The organism is Miniphocaeibacter halophilus (assembly GCF_016458825.1).
GTDB classification, from domain to species: Bacteria; Bacillota; Clostridia; order Tissierellales; family Peptoniphilaceae; genus Miniphocaeibacter; species Miniphocaeibacter halophilus.
In genome coordinates, this window is record NZ_CP066744.1 from 1,297,372 (window position 1) to 1,322,699 (window position 25,328).

Below are 25,328 nucleotides of genomic sequence, written 5' to 3' on the forward strand. Positions count from 1 at the left end.
TAAATTCGGGGTAAAAACAGTAACATCATCATTATGGATTTATGCCAATAATTAAATATACAATAAAAAATTTAGAAAATTTTTTTAAATAGCTCTATTTCATTTGAATTGTAGATAATATATTTAAGTAGTAAGCTAAATAGTCAATATAGCTTACTGAAAGCTTGTTGATTAAATAAGCTTACAAGCCAGTCAGCTTACTGAAAGCTTGTTGATTAAATAAGCTTACAAGCCAGTCAGCTTACTGAAAGCTTGTTGATTAAATAAGCTTACAAGCCAGTCAGTTTACTGAAAGCTTGTTGATTGAATAAGCTTACAAGCCAGTCAGCTTACTGAAAGCTTGTTGATTGAATAAGCTTACAAGCCAGTCAGCTTACTGAAAGCTTGTTGATTGAATAAGCTTACAAGCCGGTCAGCTTACTGAAAGCTTGTTGATTGAATAAGCTTACAAGCCGGTCAGCTTACTGAAAGCTTGTTGATTTTATGAAATACAAAGGTTCAAAATTGATATATTAGTTATATATTTATATAATATGAATAACAGGAGAATTAATAATTCTATGATTAGTAAAGATTTAATTAATGAAATAATGACAGGAAAAGAAACGAAAACTGTTGAATTTAAAGAAGCGAAAAATAAAATTCCTAAAAGTATTTATGAAACAGTATGTTCCTTTTCGAATAGGAATGGTGGAAATATTTATCTGGGAATAAAAGATGATGGTACTATAATTGGTGTAGATCCAAATAGTATTATACAAATGAAAAAAGATTTTGTTACTACTATTCAATCTAATAAAAAAATATGTCCACCACTATATCTAGATATTAATGAACATGACTTAGAAGGGAAAAGTATACTACATATATTTGTACCTAATAGTTCTCAAGTTCATAGACTAAATAATAAAATTTATGATAGAAATGAAGATGCCGACATTGATATAACAAATAATACTGTAGCAGTTCAACAGCTTTTTAGTAGGAAACAAACAGAGTATACGGAAAGAAAAATTTATCCCTATATAACTTTGGATGACCTAGACTTAACATTAATAGATAAGTTAAAAAAGGCTGCAATTTTACAGGAAGAATATCAAAGTTGGGTATCTTATGATCATTTAGAAATATTGAAATCTATAGGGATGTATAGTAAAGACTATATTACAGGAGACGAAGGTTTTACATTAGCAGCAGCGATAACTTTTGGGACAGATGAGCTTATATCTTCAGTATTGCCTTATTTTAGAATAGATGCTCTTTTGAGGGAGGAAGATATTGAGAGATATGATGATAGAGAAAATATTAGAACGAATTTAATAGACTCATATGATATTTTAATGGATTTTGTAAAAAAACATACTTCTAGTTTTTTCTATCTAGAAAATGATAGAAGGATTAATGTTAGAGATATTTTATTTAGAGAGCTAATTGTAAATATGCTGGTTCATAGAGAATATTCAAATGCTTATGTTTCAAAATTGATTATAGAGAAAGATTCTATTATTGTTGAGAATGCAAATAAACCCATACATCCAGGAATTATAAAAAAGGGAACTATTGCTCCATATCCTAAAAATCCTACAATAGCAAAAGTATTTAATATTTTAGGTTTAATTGATGAAGTTGGATCAGGATTTGGTAAAATTTTCAAATATACTGATTTAATATATAAATCTTATCCTAAAATAATTAATGAAGATATTTTTAAAGTATGTATTTTAAAAACTAATGTATTTGTTTTATCAGATCAACAAAAACTTGTTGTTGATTTTTTAATAATACCTAGAACTAGTAAAGAAATTTTAAAACTTCTTAATATTAAAGATTTGAATACCTTGAGAAAAAATATTCTGAATCCATTAATGGAGAATTATATAATTGAAAGGACAATACCCGATAAACCGACAAGCCCTAATCAAAAATATAAACTAATAGAAAAAGAATAGACCAATATAAATAATATACGGCATTTAACAAAATCACTAGCGAATTACATTTCGCTAGTGATTTTGTTTTTAAAGATTTTCCAATTTGGTTCAATTAAAATAAAGTACAAATAATAAATAAAATATTTTGCAAATTTACATTCTACTATAGCCTATTAATATATATTATATTAACATTAAATAATATATTATGCAAAGGTTGTAATATTATTCTAATCAGGTAATATATATATAAGATAATATATTTACTAAAATATTCTCATCTTTATTAATATGCAACAGAAAGGATAGAAGTTATTTAAGAGAGGAAATAATATGCTATTTATCGATTATAATTTATGGTTGCGAACATGTAAATCTATTTTTAAAGAAAGTCCAAATAGATTAAAAATGTATTTGCAGCTTTATCCAATAGGACAATTATCTAAAAAGGATAAGGAAAAAATAATGTCAATGAAATTTTTCGAAAACAATATAGAAAATGGCTTATGGATGCTTGAAAAATCTAATCTAGAAATACGAAAACACTATTATATTAATAATGATGGATCCTTTAGAAATGTAAATTTAGTATCACCTATTATGTTCTTGGTAATACAATGTTTTGGATTTTTATTAAATGATAATTTTTCATATGACAGTACCGATAAGAAAATATTTTATGCAGGTAATTTAATGGCAGATATATCTTTTTATGCTGAACCATATAATGATTTTGCTAAATCAGTAAAAATAGCTTCTGAGGAATATGAATATTTTATTAAGCTAGATATTAAAAGCTTTTATGATAATATTTCGTTGGATATATTATTTAGTGACATTCTTAGTATAAAAGCTCTACCTGAATATTTAAAAGATGAAAAAAATTTACTATTATTTAAAACTACTTTATCTATGATTGGAGGAGGAAAATATCCAACAATAGAGAATTCATCTTCATTATCATATATTGCTTCTGTTATATACTTGGAAGATGTAGAAAATAAATTTATTGAATCTTTAAAAAGAAATAAAAATATAACTTCCTTTAAAATATTTAGATACGTAGACGATACATATATATTATTAAATCTTTCTGAAAGCGTGGAATTAGCAGATATATTTTTAAGTATAAGTAGCATATACAATTCGATAATTTCAAAAAAACATTTAACACTAAACAATGGGAAAAGTACTTATGATAGGACAATAAAAATAAATGAAGTGTTAAGACAAGCGTTTTATGATGAAGAAGTTAATGAAATAAAATTTAATATACAGGATAAATATAGAGTTTCATTAATTCCTTTTCTTGAGAAATTAAATTCATTAGACGAAGCTATTGACTTTAAAGAATACGAAGCAATTATTGATGAGATTTATACGGTTGAAGATATAGCACTACAACCACAAGAAATTTTTACAACTTTATCTTTAAAAAATATTAAAAAAGATAAAAATAAAGTAATAAAATTACTAGATAAATTAATTTTATCAAAGAATAATTATTTAAGATTAGATCCTAAACGATTAACAAGGATTATTGTAAATACTAATAATGGTAAACTAATAAAAAGTATGCTTAATCGATTATTTAGACTATCTAGAAATGACAATTGGACTATATATGAGATGTGTAGCTTAATCCAATACTTTCTTATGAGAGGATTTCAACATTTAGATTTGTTAGAATTATTAAAAGAAGAAGATAAGAATCTTTATTATTATTATATAGAATATTGTAAGGATAGTTTTTGGATAAATAGCTCTTCTTGTTTAATTGAATTATCAGAAATAAAAAAAGATGATACAATTTGTTTTTTATACGGAATGTATTTGTGTAATTATCAAATGGAAAATTATATAAATGCTTATTCTTACTTTAAAAGCTTTTTTGATAGATATACTGCTTGGTTAGCTATGTATAGTGAGGTTGATAAAAAGTCATTTAAAAAGAAGAAACCCAATATTAAAAAATATTATAGTAATAAGAGTTTATCTAGAGTTTATAAGAAAATAGATAATGCAGAAAAAATAATTAAAAAAGCACATGATTTAAGAAATGCAAGTCCAATAAATCATTCTAGTGCTGAACTTATTAATAAAGGAAAATCTAATAATGAATTAAAGGCTGAAATTGATGAATCAATTTTAGAAATGAAGTTTTTAATAACTAGCAAAATTAATAATATCAAAAAGAATAAATGCGAGTTTAAAATACAAAATAAAATTGAACAAGCATAAAATTAAAGTTAATTTAATACATAGAAAATTATAATAATCTTCAAATAATTCCTTAAACAGAGCAGAAAATCCGCTCTGTTTTTATGCGAATATTTTATTTGAGAAGTCAAAGTTATATCTTGTTATTAAGTATCTTTTAAGATACTATTAAATGGTATGGAATAATATATAATAATATAAAAAGAGGGGAAAATGTACATAAATTATAAAGGATTATGGAAGTTACTAATAGATAAGGATATGAAAAAATCTGACTTAAGAGTGTTAACTAAAATGAGCACAAGTACTTTGTCGAAACTCACCAAGGATGAATATGTTTCCATGGATGTATTAGTTAGGATCTGTCGTGTACTAAAATGTCAATTAAGCGATATTTGTGAAGTGGAGGTTTAATATGGCTAGAAAATATAGTGCAGGAATTGTAAGTAAAGGGTTTTGGTTTATAGAATTTAAAAAATACATAAATTTATTAAATGAAGGTTATTCTCCACAAGAAATTAGAAAAAAACAAGAAAAGGAAAATTTTTTAGCAGCTCCATCTAAGGATTATGCCATTAAAATTTTAGGTGAGATGAAAAGAAGAACCACGGCTTTACCTAAAAAAATATTGGAATATTTTCAAAACACAGATATTTCCACACAAAAAATAATTAACCTCCTAGGGGTTTTACTTACAGACCAATTACTATTTGAATTTATATATACAAAGTATAGAGAGGAAATTCAACTAGGAACAAAGGAATACAATCCTTCAATTGTAAGAATATTTTTAAGAGAAATGCAAAACAGAAATGAAGAAGTTGCAAAATTTTCGGATAATTCTATAAAGAGAATGACAGGTGCTTATGGGACCTATTTAAAAGAAGCTGGACTTTTGGAAAATATTGATGGGAAAACATATTATAAAAATATTTTTCTAGATTTAGAACTGGAAAGGCTAATGAAAGAAGAGGGATTAAATTCCTATATTAAAGCTATAAAAGGTGAATACTAATGAATATTTATGAAAAACTAGATAAAATTGAACCAGCAATTACAAAGAGTGATTTTTTAGAAAACAAGGGTTTGGGAAATGAGGTTGGTTATTTTATATTTGATTATGAACCAGAATATGAAATTATAGTAAGGGAATATGTAGAAGGCTTAATTGAAAAACAGTCATATTCCTTTAAAATAGTAGAATATGATTTATACGAAATTTTAATAGATCATTTAAAAGAAAAAAAATATATTAAAAAGTGTAAGGAAATTGAAGAAAAAAAAGGTATGAAACAGCTTGTTAAAGCTATAACTTCCCTACTAAGAATGGGTAGCGGCAATGATTTATTCACAAGGACAATAAAAGAAAATACTCCAGATAGCGCAGTAGTATTTATAACAGGCATAGGCAAAATATTTCCTTTCGTAAGAAGTCATAAAATACTTAATAATTTACATTTAAACTTTTACAAATCTCCAGTAGTAATGTTTTATCCAGGAAAATATGATGGACAAAGTTTAAGTCTTTTTGGAGAATTTAAAGACGATAATTATTATAGGGCATTTCCCCTAATAAAATAAAGGAGTTTGAATATGTTAATAAAAGATATGTTTACTAAGGATATTAATAGGGATATTCAAGGTGTTATTAAAGTTGGACAGGACAATGTTGAAAATATAAAACAGGAATTAGAAGAATATGTAGTAACAGATGAATTACAAAAACATTTTAGAGATTTTTTTACTGCCTATGTTAAAGGAATAAATGGCTACACAGATAAAATGGGTGTATGGATATCAGGGTTTTTTGGCAGTGGTAAGTCACATCTTTTAAAAATACTTTCCTATTTAATTTCAAACAAGGAAATAGAATATGAAGGAGAAAAGAAAAAAGCGATAGATATATTTTTAGATGATAATAAAATCAACGATCCTATGGTTGTTGCAAATATGAAACTAGCTAGTCAAATTTCCACTGACTCCATCTTATTTAATATAGACTCGAGATCCGACACTGGAACTACCGGTAAAGAAGCAATACTTTCAGTATTTTTAAAAGTATTTAATGAAATGCAAGGCTATAGTGAAACAGATCCCTATGTAGCAGACCTAGAAAGATGGTTGGAAAAAAATGGAAAATATGATTCTTTCAAAGCTGAATTTGAAAAAATTACAGGAGATAGGTGGAAGGACAAAAGATATGAACTGGACTTTTTAAGTGGTGAACTAGTTGAAGCCTTAGTAAACTCCAATTCCATGACAGAAGAGTCAGCAGAAGGCTGGTATGAGAAAATAACTTCCAAAGAATATAGTATTTCCATAAGTGAATTTGCAGAATTAGTTAATAAATATATAGAGGAAAAAGGCAATAACCATCATGTAGTTTTCTTTGTAGATGAAGTTGGTCAATATATTGGAGATAATAGGGAGTTAATGTTAAATCTCCAAACAGTAGTAGAGGATTTAGGAACAGCCTGTAAAGGAAAAGCTTGGGTGGTAGTAACTAGTCAAGAAGCTATTGATCAAATTACAGTAATAAAAGGAGACGACTTTTCTAAAATACAAGGTCGTTTTGACACAAGAATAAACCTAACATCAGCTGATGTTTCAGAAGTAATAGAAAAGAGAATCCTAGAAAAAAATGACACTGCTAAAGATACTTTAAGTATTTTATACAAGCAAAAACAATCGGTTTTAGACAACTTAATAATATTTAATGATTCTGTAGAAAAGAAAAAATACGAAAATGTAGATGATTTTGTAAGGGTCTACCCTTTTATACCCTACCAATTTAATTTACTTTCAAATGTTTTAACTGCCATAAGACAATTTGGAGCAAGTGGAAAACATCTTTCAGAAGGTGAACGTTCAATGCTTGCTATGTTTAAGGAAAGTGCTCAAAAGGTTCAAAATGAAGAAGATGGAGTTTTAGTGTCCTTTGATAAATTCTATAATGCCCTTTCTCAATTTCTAGACTCTTCCCATGCTAGGGTAGTAAGTCAAGCAAGTAGGAACAAAGCTATAAATCCTGAAGGAGAAGAAAATTGTTTTAATGTAAATGTATTAAAAACACTCTTCATGGTTAAATATGTAAAGGAAATTACAGCAACAGTGGACAATATTACAACACTAATGGCATCTAATATAGATGAAGACCGCTTAGCTTTAAAAGAAAAAGTTCAGGATGCCTTAAATATATTAAAAAGCCAAACTCTTATTCAACAAAATGGAGATATTTATATTTTCCTAACAGACGAGGAACAGGAAGTAGAACGTTTAATAACAAAGATTGATGTAAGATCAACGGAGATTTCAAAAAGTATAGGTAAGGATATTTTTGACGATATCTATATAAACGACAAATATATATATCCTGAATTTGGAGGCAGATACACATTTTCCTTTAACAAAGAAGTAGATGAAATACCTATAGGAAATCAATTAGGGGAAATATTCGTAAAAATAATAACACCAAGTTCAGAATATAGTGGTGCAAAAGATACTATAAAACTTTTAAGTAGCAATGAAAGAGCAGTGTATGTGGAATTACCATCAGATGAAAGCTTTTTAAAAGAGAAAAAACAAGTGCTACAGATAGAAAGTTTTTTAGTTTCCAATGAATTAAGGAATTTTCCAAAATCCGACGAAATAAAAGGTCTAAAAAGTTCTGAATTAAAAGAGTACCGAGAAAGAAGTAAAAGAGCCTTAGAGGATGCTTTAAAAAATGCTACTTACTATGTAGAAGGGGAAGAAGTTCCTACAAATAGTATGGATTTTAAATCCTCCCTAACAAAAGCTATTGGGACCCTTGTAAAATACACCTACAATAAATTAGATTATATTACTGCTACAAAGGATATATCTCACATTAGGGCTTTACTAAATAAAAAACCTCAAATGAATTTAGATGAAGAAATAAAAGAAAACGAATTAGCTTTGAGGGATTTAGAAGAATTTATTTCATTACAAACTTTAGGAAATGCTAAGGTTTCCATTAGGGATATAAAAAACAAATTTTCCAAAGCCCCTTATGGTTTTGTAGATTATGACATAAGCTGGCTTATAGCTAAATTATTTATGGATGGAAAATTAGAATTTACCGTTAGTGGAAATTCAATAAATCTACTAAATACAGACAAAGAAGTAATATTGGACTATATTACAAAGAAAAAATTTGAAGACAAGGTTCTCTTAAGTTTAAAAAAGGAAATAGATCCTAAAAAGAAGAAGAATTTAAAAGACCTTTACAAATTAATCTTTAATATGGATATGAGAACCGACGAGTCAGATGGTATGACTAAAAATTTCAAAGATGAATCCTCAAGAAAATTAAAGGAAATTGAAAGATTATATAACTCATATTTCTCCAATAAAGATATAAATATAAAATATCCTGGAAAAGAAATACTTAAATCGGGAGAAAAATTATTTAATTATCTTGTAAATATTAAAAATTCAGAAGAGTTTTTTGACTATATCTACAAAAATAGGGATGAATTTGAAGATTTTGTAGAAGACTTTGAACCAGTACAGTCATTCTTTGGAACAAGCTATGAAAAAAGTAATCAAATAGATATTTGGAAAAAAGCCTTTCAAACCATGAATATTTATGAAGATTCTAAAAACTTTGTAAATAATTCCGAAATTGAAGAAGTAGTAGGAGAAATAAATCATATTCTGAAAATGGATATGCCCTTTAATAAAATAAAGGATTTACCGGACTTAAGAATGAAATTTTTAAATCTCTATGCTCCTATATTAGAGGAAACCTTAAATCCTGTTTTAGAACAAATTAAGGAATATGAAACAAGAGTTAGTGAAAAAACAGCAGAATATAATTTAAATGAAGAATTTGAAAATAAACATATTAAAAGATTTAAGCAACTAGTGGAAAAGGCTGAAAGCTATGACAATTTAAAGGATGTATATTCTGTAGAGGCTGAAGCAAATACAATATTTGAATCAGCATTAAAAAATGCCGATATTGAATATGAAAAAGAGCTAGAGAAAGAACGAATAAGAAGAGAGAAAGAAAGACAAAGAGGAGAAGAAGAGGGACAAGAAGTAGGTAATGATGAAAATATTGAAAAGTCTAAGTTAAAGAAACAAAAAACAATACTTTTCAGAAATATAAATCCAACCCGTACTTGGAAAATTGAAAAAGAAGAGGACTTAGATAATTACTTACAGGAATTAAAGAATAAAATAAAATCCCAAATACAAGATGAAGATATTATAAATATAGAATTTTAAAGAGGAAAATAATGAATAAAACAGCTTTAAGAAATTTTGCTACCCATGCTAGAAGAAAGCTAAGAGATGATGTAATTCTCCTAGCTTCTCAAATAGGAGTAAACAAAGAGGGAATTACAGAGCCGGAAATAGATGAGCCTGACTTTATGTCCTTTAACATAGGTGGAGTAGGAAATTTCACCTTAAAAGGAAAAGAAGTAAAATACAGGAAAAAATTAGTAGAAAGACTAAGTAATGCTAAAAACTATGAAGAAGATTTTGAACAATTAGTAGAAGAAACAGCTTACACTTGGTTTAACCGGCTAATAGCTATTAGATTTATGGAGGTAAACGAATACTTACCAGAAAGAGTAAGAGTCCTTTCATCAGCAAGTAAGGACGACCATATTCCGGAAATATTAACCAATATATTGGATTTGGACATTTTTGAAAATCTTACAGACCAAGAAAAAGAATATGTAATAGATTTAAAAAAATCTGCTACAAAAGAGTCTGACGAAGAACTTTTCAGTTTTTTATTTTTTAAAGTAACAGAAAAGCTTAAGAACTACCTCCCTTATTTATTTGAAAAAACCGATGATTATTTGGAACTTTTATTTAAACCTTCCTTTATAGAAGAAACAGGGGTAATCTACAAACTAGTAAATGAAATAGATGAAGATGATTTTAATATTAATCTCCAAGAAGAAGTATATAAGGATGAAGAACCAAAAGTTACAGGAACAATAGAAATCATTGGTTGGCTATACCAGTACTATAATGAAGAATACAAGGACAAAGTTATTAATATATACAAAGGTACAGTAAAAAAAGCGGATATACCAGCTGCTACTCAATTATTTACTACAGACTGGGTTGTAAAATATATAGTAGATAATTCTTTAGGCAGATATTGGATAGAAAGAAATCCTAATAGTAAATTACAAGATAAGTTGGAGTTTTTTGTTACATCTAAAGACAATAAAATACATTATATAGATGAAAAAGTAAATATTGAAGGATTAACCTTTTTTGATCCTTGTGTAGGATCTGGTCATTTTCTTATATATGCTTTTAATGTTTTAATGGAGATTTACAAAGAGGAAGGTTATATAGAAAGGGAAGCCGCTCAAAAAATAGTAGAAAAAAACTTGTATGGACTTGATATTGATAAAAGAGCTGCTCAACTGGCATATTTTTCTATAATGATAAAGGGACGAAGTTTTGACAGAAGATTTTTTACTAGAGAAATAAAGCCTAATATTATGGATATTAAAGAAACTAATTTAATTGATGAATTTGAATGTGCTGGAGTTACTAATAATTCTGAAATGAATAAGATTGGTAGTTACTTACTTAATATTTTAAAAGATGCTAAAGAATATGGTTCTTTAATAAAAGTAGAAAATTTAGACTATGAAAAATTTGAAGAATATTTAAAAGAATGTGAAGAAGTAGAAGAAAATATTTATAATTTTGAATGGAAAAGAAAAACTTTACCCCTATTTAAAAATTTAACGAGACAAGCAAAAATACTATCCAATAAATATAAGGTTGTAGCAACAAATCCACCGTATTTAAATAAATTTGAGGGTAAATTAAAGAAATTTATAACTACAGAATATAAACAATATAAAGGTGATTTATTTTCTGCTTTTATTTTTAGGAATTTTGAGTTTTTAGAAGAAAATGGATATTCTGGTTTTATGACACCTTTTGTATGGATGTTTATAAAAACCTATGAGGAATTAAGAAACTATATAATTAACCATAAATCTATAACTACATTAATTCAAATGGAATACTCCGCCTTTGAAGAAGCAACTGTTCCTATATGTTCCTTTGTCTTGAAAAATGGAAAAGAAAGTTCAAAAGGACTCTATTTTAGACTTTCAGAGTTTAAGGGTGGAATGGATGTTCAAAAGAAAAAAGTCTTAGAAGCATTGGAGAATAAAGATTGTGGATATTTTTACGAAACATCAGAAGAAAATTTCACAAAAATTCCAGGTATGCCTATTGCTTATTGGGCTAGTGAGAACTTTTTAAATATCTATGTAAAGGGTATACCATTGGGGAATTTAGCTTCACCACGAAAAGGTAATTCTACATCAGATAATAATAGATTTTTAAAATTATGGTATGAAATTGAATTTAAAAAAATTAAATTCAAAAGTACTGAGATTATATTGGAAGATACATTGATACAACCATGGTATCCATATAATAAAGGTGGTGGATATAGGAAGTGGTACGGTAACAATGAATATGTTATTGATTGGTATAATGATGCTGAAGAAATTAGAAAAATTAAAACAGCAGTAATAGCAAATTATCAATATTTTTGTAAACCTGGACTTACATGGTCAACAGTATCCAGCAAATTATTCAGTCTTAGAAAATTTGGAAATGGTTTTATTTTTGACAATGGTGGATGTTGTATATTTGATTTAGGAACAACTTCAAATTCAGTTTTAGGATTATTAAACTCTAATGTATTTATTTATATTTTTGGAGAACTAAATCCGACATTAAATTTTCAATCAGGAGAAGTGGCAAAATTTCCTATTCTAGTTGAAAAAATGAACTATATAGGAAACGAGGTCGATATATTTATTAACTTATCCGTTACTATCTCCAAATTCGACTGGGATACTTTTGAAACCTCCTGGGATTTTAAGGTAAATCCCTTAGTTGATTTCAACAACTATTTAAATGAATATTATAAGAGCCTTGCAGAAAGTGGAACTCTAGTTGAAAGACAAGAATATTATATTAAAAACATGGAAGATGCCTATTTACAATACAAGGAATTTACCAACCAGCAATTCCAAAAATTAAAGGAAAATGAAGAGGAGTTAAATAGAATTTTCATAGAAATTTATGGTTTAGAAGATGAACTTACCCCAGAGGTTTCCGACAGGGATATTACTATAGCAAAAATATTTGACACCAACAAGGACATTGACCAGGAGATTAAGGGAAACAAATATGTTCTTACGAAAAAAGATGTAGTAAAACAGTTTATCTCCTACGGCGTAGGCTGTATGTTAGGCCGTTATTCCCTAGATGTTGAAGGCTTAGCCTATGGCGGTGGGGAATTTGACAAAAGTAAGTATAAGAGATTTATTCCAGATAGAGACAACTGTATACCTATTACAGATTCTAAATACTTTGAAGATGATATTGTTACAAGATTTGAAGAATTTGTTAAAGTGGTTTATGGAGAAGATTCCTTGGAGGAAAACTTGGGCTTTATTGCAGAAGCCTTAACTGGTAAGGGAGATAGTAGAGAGGTAATTCGCTCTTATTTCCTTAAGGATTTTTACAAGGACCATGTAAAAACATATCAAAAAAGACCTATTTACTGGCTATATGATTCAGGAAAACAAAATGGTTTTAAGGCCTTAATATATATGCACCGTTACGATGAATACACAACAGGTAAGGTTAGAACAAATTACCTTCATAAATTACAAAAATACTATGAGGACAGAATTAATTTAATAGAAATGGATATACTTAGCCAAAATAGTGCATCAACAAAGAAAAAACTAGAAGATGAAAAAATAAAGATTCAAAAACAATTAGATGAATGTAGGAAATATGATGAAGTCCTAGGTCATATTGCCAACGAAAGAATTACTATAGACCTTGATGATGGTGTTAAGGTGAATTACGAAAAAGTACAAAAAGACAGAGATGGAAAAGTTTTAAAAATTTTAAGTAAAATTTAGGAGGATACATGGCAGAATTAAATTTATCTCAAATAGAAAATACCTTAAATGATGAATTTAGAGATGTATCTTCTAGAAGAAAAATTGTTTTTTGGTATGATTCAAAAGGTGATTTTGTAGAAGATGTTTCTTCACTTGTTTTAGAAAATGCAAAACTGTTGATATTAAAAGAAAATCACCTATTTGAAACAAAACATATTTTAGAGGTTGAGGACAAGGAGAGTAATTACTTAGTTTACGCTCCTTTTCCAAGACCTAGAAATGAGGACAATCATTTAGCAGATACAATTCTCTATTCGAAAACCTTTGTAGCTGACCGTCTGTCTTTAATAATGGTTGAACTAGGTATTAAAGAGGAAAGAAAGATACTGTTGGAAAAATATTCTAAATTCTTTAATAGTAAAGAAAGGTTTAATAAATTTAAGGAATTGGAAATAGATAGTTATACAGAGGAAAATATTGAGCTAGGATTCTTAGCTATACTTGTAGGAATAAAGGAAGTAAGATTTGAATCCATAGTAAAGAGTATTTTAAAGGAAGGAAATTTAGAAGAAAATAGTATTTTAAAGGATTTTGGAAAATATAGTTTAAAGGAAGCTTTTTGGAAATACTCCTATAAATATTTTGGCTACAATTCAAAGGAACCTACTTTGGTTAAATTTGTTCTAGGTTTGTTTGCTACCTATATTCAAAGAAAAACAGGCCTTGAAAATATACTTAAAAACGAAGAATATATACTTGAAAAACCAGGCGGAGTTATTGCTTTTATCAACTCTTTAATGAACGATATTAGAATGCAGGAAACCTTTAGGAGTTTATCTAAATATGTATATGAACAAATAGATGGTGATAGTTTATTTTCTAAAATTGACCTAGAAGTTCTATTGGATTTAGATGTTTTTGAAAGTCTTGAATATAAATTTATAAACTGGATAGTGAATAGATTTCTTGATGAACATTTTGACACAAAGGTGAAAGAGTATAACATTGTAGATTTAATTAATTTAAGAAAAGAAAAGTTCTTCGGCAAAGATTTTTCAAATGATTACGAAATGCTTTTAGCTGCTTACAAGGTATTGTCATTTGAAAATAGGAATTATGATCTTGAACTTAATGAAATGGTTAAGGAATATGATAAGTCTTGGTATTTACAGGACCTTAACTACAGACGTTTCTATTTTCATTTAGATAAAATTGAAAATGTAAGTCAATATGAAAAGTTAAGGGATTATGTTGAAAATACATATGTTAATAATTTCTTAGACCCTTACAATATTGCCTTTAACAATGTGTTTAATTATGGGGACCTAGATAATATAAAATTACAAAAGGATTTTTATAATAATAATATTCATTTTGACAACAGAAGGTCCCTTGTTATTATTTCCGATGCCTTAAGGTATGAGGTTGGAAAGGATCTTGTAAGTCAAATGAATTTAAGTGAAAAATTTGAGGCTGAAATTGAACCTCAAATTTCCATATTGCCCTCTATTACAAAATTGGGAATGGCTGCCTTATTACCTCATAAGGAAATTGAAATAAATAAAAAATTCGATGTGTTTGTAGACGAAAAAAAGGCAGGCTCCCTAACGGAAAGGGAAAATATTTTAAAATCCCGTAAAGAAAACAGTAGGGCAATTCAATTTGATGTCATAAATAACTACAGTAAGGAAGAGTTAAGGGAATTTGTCAAAGACCAATCCGTTATTTACATTTACCATAATCAAATCGACGCTAGAGGTGATGAGTTAAAAACCGAAAATGAGGTTTTTAATGCTTGTAATGAAGCTATTGAAGAAATTATTAACCTTATAAGAAAACTTTCAGGGCATGTTTCAATTCATAATTATATTGTTACTTCAGACCATGGTTTTATTTATAAAAGATCTGTTAATAGTGAAGCCGAAAAAATAGATAAATTTTACAAGACTGATGATATTAAAAACAGAAGGTTTATTATTTCTGAAAATGAATATAAGATTCATGGTACTAAAAGTATTTCTTTGGGAAAAGTTTTAAATAATAATGACAAAAGGTATGTAATATTTCCAAATAGTTCCAATGTTTTTAAACTTCAAGGTGGAGGGCAAAATTACTTCCATGGTGGGGCCTCTATGCAGGAAGTTATTACTCCCTTAATTAATATTAAAACCAGAAGAGGGGCTGTGGAAACTAAGGATGTTTCTATTGAAATGTTGAATAATTCTAAAAATATTACTTCTTTAAATACCTCTTTAGAAATCTACCAGAAGGATATTGTTACAGATATAATTAAGGCTGTTAATTATAGTATTTATTTTGAAGATTCCCTTGGTGAAATTATATCCAACGAAGAGTTATATTTTGCAGATAGCAGAGATGAAAATACAGGAAATAGAATAAGAAAACTATTTTTTAGACTTAAAGAAAAGTCCTATGATCCTAATGGAAAATATTATATTGTAATAAAGAATACAAAAACTGGTATTGAGGACAAGCTCATGGTAAAAATAGATATACCTTTTGCTGATGACTTTGGATTTGATGTATAGGTGGATAATAATATGGAAGAAAATAATTTAATTGAAAAACTTCAAATGAACTTTCCTGGGAAATTTGTTAGGAAGGATTTAACTAAAAAAATTAAAGAGGGAGCAAATGTTCCTATATATGTTTTAGAATACTTGCTGGGAATGTATTGCACCTCTACTGATGAAGAGGATATTGAGTCGGGGGTTAAATCCGTAAAAACAATTTTAGCCGAAAATTATGTTAGACCAGATGAAGCTGAGAAAATAAAATCTAAAATAAGGGAAAAGGGAAGTTACACTGTTATTGATAGGATAACTGTAAAATTAAATGTAAAAGAAGACAGGTATGAGGCTGAATTTTCAAATTTAGCCTTAAGAGGAGTTCAAATTGACTCTGGTTACCCTTTGAAATATGAACGCCTTTTAGGTGGTGGTATTTGGTGTATAGTTCAAATGGAGTATTTCTATGATGAAGGGGATAAAAAGAAAAGTCCTTTTATTATTAAGAAACTAACACCAGTTCAAATGCCTAAAATAGATATTGAAGAGTTTAAAAAGGCAAGAAGTAATTTTACTGATGATGAATGGATTGACTTGATTTTACGAAGTACTGGAATGGAGCCAAGTAATTTTAATGAACGGGAAAAATGGTTACATCTGGCTCGTTTAATTCCATTAGTTGAAAACAACTATAACCTATGTGAACTTGGGCCAAGAGGAACGGGAAAGTCCCATATATATAAGGAGATAAGCCCTAATAGTATTTTGGTTTCAGGTGGGCAAACTACTGTTGCAAATCTATTTTACAATATGGGAACAAGGCAAGTAGGCCTAGTAGGATTATGGGATTGTGTTGCTTTTGACGAAGTTGCAGGTATTAAATTTAAAGATCAAGATGGTGTACAAATTATGAAGGACTATATGGCATCAGGATCTTTTGCTAGAGGAAAGGAAGAAAAAAATGCTACAGCATCTATGGTTTTTGTTGGCAATATTAATCAATCTGTAGATGTAATGTTAAAAACATCTAGTCTCTTTGAACCCTTTCCAGATGCTATGGGACAGGACACGGCTTTTTTAGATAGAATGCACTCTTATATTCCAGGATGGGAAATACCTAAATATAGACCGGAATTTTTTACAGATGATTATGGTTTTATTACCGATTATTATTCTGAAATAATGAGGGAATTAAGAAAGGTATCTTACGGAGATGCCTATGATAAGTACTTTAAACTTGGAAGACAATTAAATCAAAGGGATGTTATAGGTGTAAAAAAGACTATTTCCGGTTTAGTAAAAATAATATACCCTAATGGTGTTTTTGAAAAAGAAAATATTGAAAAAATACTTCGATTTGCTTTAGAAATGAGAAGAAGGGTTAAGGAACAGCTAAAACGCATTGGTGGTATGGAATTCTATGATATTAATTTTTCCTATATTGACAATGAAAGTTTTATTGAGGAATATGTTCCAGTACCTGAACAAGGTGGAGGGACTTTAATACCGGAAGGCATAGGAAAACCTGGACATCTTTACACAGTCGCTAGGGGAAAAAGTGACATGATAGGTACATTTAAACTAGAAACTCAAGTTACAGCAGGTAGTGGAAAATTCGAAAGGACAGGACTTGGCTCTAATTCAGAAGCCAAGGAGTCTGTAGACTTAGCCTTTAAATATTTAAAGGCCAATAGCAAAAGCATAAGTGGAAGTATTAGTACAACTAATTATGATTATTTAGTGAATATACAGGATATGACAGGAATAGGCATGACTTCAACTTTAACCTTGGCTACACTAATAGCCATATGTTCGGCAGCTTTAAATAAACCTGTTATTTCTAGTGCTGCAGTATTGGGAGATTTAAGTATTGGCGGTACAATTATAAAAGTAGAAGAACTAGCAAACACTTTACAGGTTTGTAAGGATGCTGGAGCAAAGAAAGTATTACTACCAATGAGTTCAGCGGTAGATATTGGGACAGTTCCGTCAGACTTAATAGGTGGCTTTAACTTAATATTCTACAATACAGCAGAAGATGCTGTATATAAGGCATTGGGTGTTGAATGATGAGCAAAGTTAGTGTTTTGTTTTTTTTTATAATGTAAAGAGAATGAAGTAATGGAGAGAAGATATGAAAAAGAAATCAATATTAATTATAGGATTACTATTTTTAACATTATTAGTAGGTTGTTCATCTAATGGAGCTAAGGATAGTACGGAAATAAATTATGTAGATAAAGAGTTTTTATCTAGCTTTAAAAAGGGTTTAGAAAAAAGATGGGATTTACCAGAAGTAGATTTAACTATGGATACTCAAGGGCAAAAAGAAGAATATTTAAAAGCGATTGACACTGAATTAAATGAAATTAAAGATTACAGTGGCGAAAAATTTGAAGATACTAAATTACAAGAAAAGGCTTTAAGTTATATAAACATTTTAAAAGAACAAAAAGAAGCCTTCGATTATTTTACTGTTGATGAAATAAAATTTTATGAAACTTGGGATAAAATTGCTGCTGAAAGAAGTAAAATTTTAGTAGATATTGTTGATAGTTATAAAATAGAATTTTCTGGGAAATATGAGAATATTTTAGATGATTTTAAATTAAATGCACAGATGGCAATAGAAGATGATACTAAGAATAAAGAAATAGAAGATATTGTAAACAAAGTGGAATTTACTAAGGTGAAGGAAGAATACGGTTCATCCTACTATGAAGCGGTTGTTGAAAACACATCTTCTGTAGAATTTGAGAATTTTGCATTTGAAATTTCCCTAATAGATGAAGAAGGGATAATTGTAGAATCTACTTATAGTAATAGTGTCAATAATTGGAAGCCTGGTCAAAAATTTAAATTTGAATTTATGACTCAAACAGCTTTTGCAAAAATGGAATTTGAACCACAGTATTTTATAAAAGAATAGTTTTTGCTAGTTAACTAGATTTAAAGAAATTATAAAAATGAGTCCTTTAGTTTAGGACTCATTTTTATATTGTCACTTCATTATTGTTGAAATTTTAAACACTCATTCCTTTTTATAATTTAAACACCATTAATCCAAGCTTCCTTTTGAGTTATTTTAAATGTATGTTGATTTTTTAACAAAAACAGTTCTAAGGGTTTTTCTATAAATTATATAATCATGAAAATTTCAAATAATCTTTAAATAAGTATTATTAGAGGGTATATATAATTATAGGATTTTATATATTTTTTATTAACAATAATTAACATTTTAATAGGAGGTATTATGAACGATACAATAAAGACTCAATTAAATCACAGAACTATTAGGGAATTTAAAGAGAAGGAAGTTCCTGAAAATCTATTAGAAAAATTTATTTCAGTAATTCAAAGAACGGCAAGTAGTACAGGAATGCAGACTTCTTCAGTAATTAGGGTTACTGACAATAATATTAAAAAACAAATTGCAGAGGTTTGTAAACAGGAATATGTTGGACGGGCACCGGAACTTTTTATATTTATAGTTGATGCATATAGGAATAATAGAATAGCTGAAGATAAAACAGGAAGTAAATTTTCTGCAAGCCATGACATGGATAGGTTTTTTCAAGGTTGGACAGATTCTTGTTTAGCTGCTCAAAATTTAACCAATGCAGTAGAATCTGAAGGACTAGGTGGGGTTTTTCTAGGTTCTGTTTTAAATGATACCGATAAAATAATTGAGATTTTAAAACTACCGGAACTTACTTTTCCTGTATTGGGAGTTGCTTTTGGCTATCCAAATCAAGAGCCGCAATTAAAACCTAGAATGGATATGAATTTAAGAGTATTTGAAAATGAATATAAAAAATTCGATAATTATATGGAAGAAATTAAGGATTATGATGAGGAAATGCAAACATACTATGATTTAAGAGAGGCAAATAGAAGGGTTGACAGCTTCAGTAAGCAGGTTATTGGCAAACTTGAAAATGTATTGGAAAATAGAGCTAAGATATTAAATTCTGCAATAAGACAAGGGTTTGATTTAAAGGTGGAAAAATAAGGATTTAAAATAAATAATAAATTTCGTTTTTTTAACATGTTGGTAAATTTTACAAAAACTTAACAAAGTTAGTAGAGGGCTTTTTATTTTATTGACAGAGTCCTTGTAATCATATATCATTCTCCAAGTAAGATATTTACAAATCTATCTTAGGAGGTATGACATGTTAAAAACAGATAGAGAAATAGCTAGAGAGTTAATAAACAAATTAAATATAGAAATGTCAGATACAAAGGACAAAAAAATCAAAAATTCAATTATTAAGGCTTTAAAAGATTTAGAGGCAGAGGACAAGTCCTTTAAAAAATCTTTAAATAAATTTACGGAAGAAATTAATGGATATATTATAAAAAACAGAAAGTCAATATCCGTTAAAAACTTAAATATAATAAATGAATTATCAAATATGTCTATGAGCTTTAGCTAGTAAAAAACCTGTTATTTTAAAATAACAGGTTTTTTTTATTTCTATATATAATGTTAAAAATATTTGTTAATCTGCTATTTTTCTCATACAAGACTTATTGCTTTGTTATTATTTATAAAAATACTCCTCCGGTAAATTACAGGCTACTAGTTCTTTTAAATACAAGGGATGGACAGTAAACCCTCTTTTAGTAAGTAGTTCACCGGTGTTTGTTTTAAAACAAAATAAATTATTCTTACTTTCCAGAAGCTTCTTCAGTCGAAAAATCAGTTTTTCCATGCCTTTATTTGTAGGATTTCCCGTTGCTATAATAATATTATCTACATAATTCATTTTTTCATTAATTCTATTGAAATTTTCATCGATTATATTTTCAAATTCATTACTATTAAATTTATTTAAATCCTTTGAATTGGTTTCGTAAAAAGGTAATATTCCTACAACAGTTAAGGTTTTATAGTTATTTTCATAGGCGTATTTACATAATTTGTTTAAAGTATTATCGGATTGTATTTTTGTTGCCTTACTTGGGTTCATTGAGCAAATTAAAAGTCTATTGTCTTTTCTATAATTACTATTTAAAATTGGAATTTCTATTGAATACCTGTAATTATATCCGCTTATTTCCCCATTTTCTATTTCAATATTGTCCTTGTCAACATAATCTTTATATTTAATCATAATAACCTCCAATTAAATTATAGCCTATTTAATCTTAAGCTTATCTTAAGGTTAAAGCAATTTTATATTTAGATTGGTGCCATAGAATATAGTTACAGGAAATAAATGAAAGGGAGTATGTTTAAATGCTTACAATGTTCTTAAAATATGTACCAAGTATATTATTAATTATTGGTGGGCTATTATTTATTGTATTTAAAAAATTAACATGGAATAATTTTATTTATTTTATTTTCAAGGACAGAAAAGAAGATATAAATAAATTTACAGGAAAAGTATGGATTATATTAGGGGTTGTTTTATTAATCTTAACTATAATCATGAATTTAGAAATAAAAACAATAGCATGTTTGTATTTATTCTTAATATTTATTTCATTTATTATAGTATATTTTGAATTTAAGAAAAGATTAAAGTAAAAACCCAAGAATACGTATTTAGAAAAGGACACAGGAGGGAAAAAATGATTAAATGTAGGAACTTAACAAAGAAATATGGAAATAATACAGTAGTGGATAATATTTCCTTTGAAATAGAGCAGGGAGAGGTTTTTGCCTTACTGGGAAGTAATGGAGCAGGAAAAACTACAACAATAAAGATGATTTTAAATCTTACTAAAAAAACTTCAGGGGATATTTATATAAAGGATAAGGTAAAAATAGGATATTCTCCGGAAAGACCTAGTTTTTATGAGATGTTAACCGGCTATGAACATTTAAAATTCTATGGAGAATTACAGAAGATAAGTAAGAAGGAACTTAAAAATGAAATATTAAAAGTCTTGGATATAGTAGGTTTGGAAAATAATAAAACAAAGGTTAAGGGTTATTCAAAGGGAATGAGACAAAGATTATCTATTGCCCAAGCCTTACTGGGGAATCCGGAACTTTTAATCCTAGATGAACCAACTTCAGACCTAGATGTAATAGGAAGAAACACTATTATGGACTTGATTTTAGAGCTACAGAAAAAAGGAAAGACCATAGTTATTAATTCCCATATTTTAAACGATATTGAAAGAACTTGTAATAGTGGAATAATAATTAACAAGGGGCGTATTGTTGTAAATTGGGAAAAGGATAAAACAGGTAGATCTTTAGACGAAATATTTATTGAAGGAGTTGGAAATTATGAGTATAAGTAAAATAATAACTAGAAAGAATTTAAAGCTTAAAAATTTAACAATCGCTTTAATAATAGGTGCCCTACTTGTGTTTTTATTTTTTAGTCCTGGTGCTTTAACTATAAATGGTAAGCCTATTAATAGTTTTGAAGGTGCTATTTCAACATTGCTGCCTGTGACCATGTTTTTTTCATCGGTAATAGCTACATTTATTTCTGCTAATTCAATACCGGATGAATATAACAAGAAGAGAAACCAGTTAATTTATATTAGGGGAATAAAACAGCCGGAATATCATTTGAAAATAAGCTTAGGAAATATAATATCTTCAGTGTTTTTTATGGCACTTCTTTTCATACCGGTTATAGTTGTTGGGGTTAGGTATGGTGATAATATAAATCTAATAAAATTAATAGGGATGTTTTTCTTATTGCTGCCAAATATAATATTTATTTCCTTAGTTAGTACTTCCCTATCAAATATAGGAGGGTTTTTACTAGGGACTATAGGAGGAATGTTTTTTACAATAATTGGATATTTTCATGAAATGTTGGAATTTTTTAGTAAAATAACAGAGGGAATTCTTTCAAAAATAATAGAGATAGTATTAAAAATTACACCTAATCTATATGAGGTGTTAAATATTGGAAAAAACTACTTATTTGGAAACAAGGTAAGTTATAAACCATTAATAGCAGTAGGAATTGGAATTATTATAGGACTTATAGTATTAATAGTATATAAAAGAAAAAATGATTAGAAAATTAGGAAGATCTTCCTTTTTTTCTATTTTTTTATGGTATATTTAAGATATTAAAATGAGGACAGGTAGATATGAAATACAGAATTTTAGTAGCAGATGATGAAATTGAATTACTTGAAGTATTGGAGCTTTATTTCAAAAGGGAAAACTGGGAAATAATTAAAGCAAAGGACGGAAAGGAAGCACTGGAAAATTTTGAAAGGGCGGACTTAGTAGTTCTTGACATAATGATGCCTGAAGTTGACGGTATAGAAGTGCTTCAAGAAATTAGGAAAAAGAGTTTAATTCCTGTAATTATGTTAACAGCAAAATCACAGGATTTCGATAAAATAATAGGACTTGATTTAGGAGCAGATGACTATATTACTAAACCCTACAATCCTATGGAAGTAGTTGCCAGGGTGAAGGCCCAGCTAAGAAGAAATTATGGAGCTTTAAAAAGCAATAAGGAAAACAGGGAAGTAGTAGTTGGCAATATGAAATTAAATAAGACTACAGGGGAATTTTTCTACAATAAGAGGCCTATAGACCTAACATCAACAGAATTTAAAATACTAACTCTATTTATGGAGAACATTAATATTATATTTACCAAGGAACAGATTTTTTCCTATGTTTGGGAAGATGAATTTATGAACGATGAAAATACTATTATGGTACATATTAGTAGAATTCGAAATAAAATTGGAGATAGTAATAGAAATATAATTAAAACTATAAAGGGCCTAGGCTATAAAATGGTAGAAGAAGATGACTAGGAAAAAAAGTATATTTAAAGAATTAATAGCTAGTTTTGTAGTATTTTCCTTATCAATTGTATTAATATTGGTAATTTCAGGAGCTTTAGTTATATTTAATATTATTGAAAATGAAGATAATTATATACCAACAAATATGATAAATGATAAGGGAGAAATTCAAAGTAGATTTTTAATAGATAATTATAATGCTTGGGTAGAACAGTTGGATAGCAATAATAAGGTTGTTTCAGTTGTGGGAAATAAATTGGATAAAACCATGAATTATAGTGATAGGGATATTATGGAGCTATTAAATTTAAAGGATAATAGTGAAGAATTTCATGTTTTTATTAAATTTCTAGGTGAAGAAAAATATTTAATAAAAATCCCAACAAAAAATTTAGCCTTAACCTTGAACTTAACAAATAGCAGGAGTAAAAATAGCAAGGTATTTGGAATACTATTTTTAGCTTTTTATATATTTATGATTATTCTATTAAGTAAAAGGCTTTCTAATAAAATAAAAAAACCAATAGATAAGATGCTTTTTGCTATGGATAGGGTAAAAGATGGAGAAAAGGGAGTTCAAATTGACTTTCAAACTAAAAATGAGTTAAATGAATTAAAGGATAATTTTAATGATATGATTATAAAATTAGAAAGGGAAGAGGAGTACAGAATAAAAAAAGAAGAGGAAAAAAACAAATTACTTCTTGATTTATCCCACGATATTAAAACTCCAATCTCAACAATAAAATCCTATTCATTAGCCTTAAAGGATGATTTAGTAAAAGAAGAAGATAAAAAAGATTATTATGATATCTTGGACAAAAAAGCCTCTAGAATTTCCTACTTAGTAGATGAAATGACAAATATGTTAAAATTAGATAATAAAGATTATAAATTATATATGGAAAAAGCTAATTTTTCTGAAGTTGTAAGACAAACTGTTTCAGAATACTACAATGAATTAGAGAACAAAAAAATTGATGTAGAGGTAAATTTACCCAAGGATGACATATATATTAATATAGATTTAAATTTAATAAAAAGAGTTTTAAATAATTTAATGGAGAACCAGTTAAAATATAATAGTGGAACTTTTACAAGAATATCCTTAGAAGAAGAAAACAATAAGCTAATACTTGAAATTTCAGACAATGGTAAATTAATAGATAAGAATACTAGAAAGACTTTATTTAATCCCTTTGTAAGAGGGGATAAGGCAAGGTCTACTTCCGGTGGTTTAGGCTTAGGACTTTCCATTTCTAAAACTATTATTAATAAACACAAGGGTGAAATATATTACAGCAATAAAGGTAATTTAAATAATTTTGTTGTAGAGTTAAATATAAAGTAATATATAGGTATAGATTATATTTTGGAGGGGTTATGAAACATTTAGGAACTGTAAGGTTGGAAACAGAAAGGCTAATTTTACGAAAAGCTACTTTACAGGATGTAGTACCGGCCTATAAAAATTGGGTTACAGACGATGAGGTTACTAAATTTTTAAGATGGAAAAGTCATAATAATATAGATGAAACAAAGTATATTTTTTCATCTTGGATTAATGAATACAATAATGAAGTCTATAACTGGATAATAGAATTAAAGGAAATTAATGAGCCTATAGGGACAATAGGTGCTATAAAAATAGATAATAGAATAGAAATGGTTCATATTGGATATGCCTTGGGAAGAGCTTGGTGGGGAAATGGAATAATGACAGAGGCTTTAACTAGGCTAATAGAATTCTTTTTTGAAGAAGTTGAAGTTAATAGGATAGAGTCTATGTTTGATCCTAACAATATTGGTTCTGGCAGGGTTATGAAAAAATGTGGAATGAAATACGAAGGCACTTTAAAACAAGCTGATTGGAGTAATCAAGGTATTGTTGACGCTTCTTACTATGGACTAATATCGGAAGATTATTTTGAAGGGAAATAGGG

General features: G+C 28.0%; 19 protein-coding genes. 18 read left to right on the forward strand and 1 reads right to left on the reverse strand.

The genetic code is table 11. From position 1 onward, the window contains the following. Positions 1-560 precede the first annotated feature (560 nt). The 12 genes from JFY71_RS06365 to JFY71_RS06420 all read left to right on the forward strand — a co-directional run bounded on the left by JFY71_RS06365 (position 561) and on the right by JFY71_RS06420 (position 20,069). Positions 561-1,949, forward strand: coding sequence for an RNA-binding domain-containing protein (locus JFY71_RS06365; protein ID WP_243659985.1), 1,389 nt, complete (start codon positions 561-563; stop codon positions 1,947-1,949). Between the two features lie 315 nt (positions 1,950-2,264). Beyond that, complete coding sequence (locus tag JFY71_RS06370; protein ID WP_243659986.1) at positions 2,265-4,172, forward strand: AbiA family abortive infection protein; 1,908 nt, start codon at positions 2,265-2,267, stop codon at positions 4,170-4,172. A 192-nt stretch (positions 4,173-4,364) separates the two neighbouring features. Beyond that, positions 4,365-4,565: a helix-turn-helix domain-containing protein gene (locus JFY71_RS06375; protein WP_243659987.1), complete on the forward strand. Its 201-nt coding sequence runs from the start codon at positions 4,365-4,367 to the stop codon at positions 4,563-4,565. Position 4,566: 1 nt separating this feature from the next. Beyond that, on the forward strand, positions 4,567-5,166 hold the full coding sequence (locus tag JFY71_RS06380; protein ID WP_243659988.1) for a DUF1819 family protein: 600 nt from the start codon (positions 4,567-4,569) through the stop codon (positions 5,164-5,166). After that, entirely contained in the window at positions 5,166-5,732 is a 567-nt protein-coding gene (locus tag JFY71_RS06385; RefSeq protein WP_243659989.1) for a DUF1788 domain-containing protein, read from the forward strand. Before JFY71_RS06380 ends, JFY71_RS06385 begins: the two co-directional genes overlap by 1 nt. Before the next feature lie 12 nt (positions 5,733-5,744). Then, positions 5,745-9,404 (forward strand): BREX system P-loop protein BrxC, encoded by a 3,660-nt coding sequence (gene brxC / locus JFY71_RS06390; RefSeq protein WP_243659990.1) that lies wholly within the window; start codon positions 5,745-5,747, stop codon positions 9,402-9,404. Positions 9,405-9,415: 11 nt separating this feature from the next. Beyond that, positions 9,416-13,117 carry a BREX-1 system adenine-specific DNA-methyltransferase PglX gene (gene pglX / locus JFY71_RS06395; protein ID WP_243659991.1) on the forward strand — a complete coding sequence of 1,234 codons (3,702 nt, stop codon included), beginning with the start codon at positions 9,416-9,418 and terminating at the stop codon, positions 13,115-13,117. An 8-nt stretch (positions 13,118-13,125) separates the two neighbouring features. Next, the gene (gene pglZ / locus JFY71_RS06400) at positions 13,126-15,648 is read left to right on the forward strand and encodes a BREX-1 system phosphatase PglZ type A (RefSeq protein WP_243659992.1); all 2,523 of its coding nucleotides are present in this window, start codon (positions 13,126-13,128) and stop codon (positions 15,646-15,648) included. Positions 15,649-15,660: 12 nt separating this feature from the next. Continuing rightward, entirely contained in the window at positions 15,661-17,697 is a 2,037-nt protein-coding gene (brxL, locus tag JFY71_RS06405) for a protease Lon-related BREX system protein BrxL (RefSeq protein ID WP_243659993.1), read from the forward strand. Between the two features lie 64 nt (positions 17,698-17,761). Continuing rightward, positions 17,762-18,556 carry an FxLYD domain-containing protein gene (locus JFY71_RS06410; RefSeq protein WP_243659994.1) on the forward strand — a complete coding sequence of 265 codons (795 nt, stop codon included), beginning with the start codon at positions 17,762-17,764 and terminating at the stop codon, positions 18,554-18,556. A 327-nt stretch (positions 18,557-18,883) separates the two neighbouring features. Next, on the forward strand, positions 18,884-19,642 hold the full coding sequence (locus JFY71_RS06415) for an NADPH-dependent oxidoreductase (RefSeq protein WP_243659995.1): 759 nt from the start codon (positions 18,884-18,886) through the stop codon (positions 19,640-19,642). A 163-nt stretch (positions 19,643-19,805) separates the two neighbouring features. After that, positions 19,806-20,069, forward strand: coding sequence for a hypothetical protein (locus tag JFY71_RS06420; protein WP_243659996.1), 264 nt, complete (start codon positions 19,806-19,808; stop codon positions 20,067-20,069). Positions 20,070-20,177: 108 nt separating this feature from the next. Here JFY71_RS06420 and JFY71_RS06425 read toward each other — a convergent pair whose 3' ends face one another. Next, positions 20,178-20,750, reverse strand: a complete 573-nt coding sequence (locus tag JFY71_RS06425; protein WP_243659997.1) for a DUF1643 domain-containing protein — start codon at positions 20,748-20,750, stop codon at positions 20,178-20,180. A 125-nt stretch (positions 20,751-20,875) separates the two neighbouring features. On the opposite strand from JFY71_RS06425, the gene JFY71_RS06430 reads away from it, so the two are divergent. The 6 genes from JFY71_RS06430 to JFY71_RS06455 all read left to right on the forward strand — a co-directional run bounded on the left by JFY71_RS06430 (position 20,876) and on the right by JFY71_RS06455 (position 25,326). After that, positions 20,876-21,169 (forward strand): hypothetical protein, encoded by a 294-nt coding sequence (locus JFY71_RS06430; RefSeq protein ID WP_243659998.1) that lies wholly within the window; start codon positions 20,876-20,878, stop codon positions 21,167-21,169. Between the two features lie 44 nt (positions 21,170-21,213). Beyond that, positions 21,214-21,894: an ABC transporter ATP-binding protein gene (locus JFY71_RS06435; protein ID WP_243659999.1), complete on the forward strand. Its 681-nt coding sequence runs from the start codon at positions 21,214-21,216 to the stop codon at positions 21,892-21,894. Then, the gene (locus tag JFY71_RS06440; protein ID WP_243660000.1) at positions 21,881-22,633 is read left to right on the forward strand and encodes a hypothetical protein; all 753 of its coding nucleotides are present in this window, start codon (positions 21,881-21,883) and stop codon (positions 22,631-22,633) included. The genes JFY71_RS06435 and JFY71_RS06440 overlap by 14 nt, the downstream gene beginning before the upstream one ends. Positions 22,634-22,707: 74 nt before the next feature. Then, positions 22,708-23,394, forward strand: coding sequence for a response regulator transcription factor (locus JFY71_RS06445; RefSeq protein ID WP_243660001.1), 687 nt, complete (start codon positions 22,708-22,710; stop codon positions 23,392-23,394). After that, the gene (locus tag JFY71_RS06450) at positions 23,387-24,736 is read left to right on the forward strand and encodes a HAMP domain-containing sensor histidine kinase (protein ID WP_243660002.1); all 1,350 of its coding nucleotides are present in this window, start codon (positions 23,387-23,389) and stop codon (positions 24,734-24,736) included. The genes JFY71_RS06445 and JFY71_RS06450 overlap by 8 nt, the downstream gene beginning before the upstream one ends. 32 nt (positions 24,737-24,768) lie before the next feature. Next, positions 24,769-25,326, forward strand: coding sequence for a GNAT family N-acetyltransferase (locus JFY71_RS06455; RefSeq protein WP_243660003.1), 558 nt, complete (start codon positions 24,769-24,771; stop codon positions 25,324-25,326). Positions 25,327-25,328: the final 2 nt, after the last annotated feature.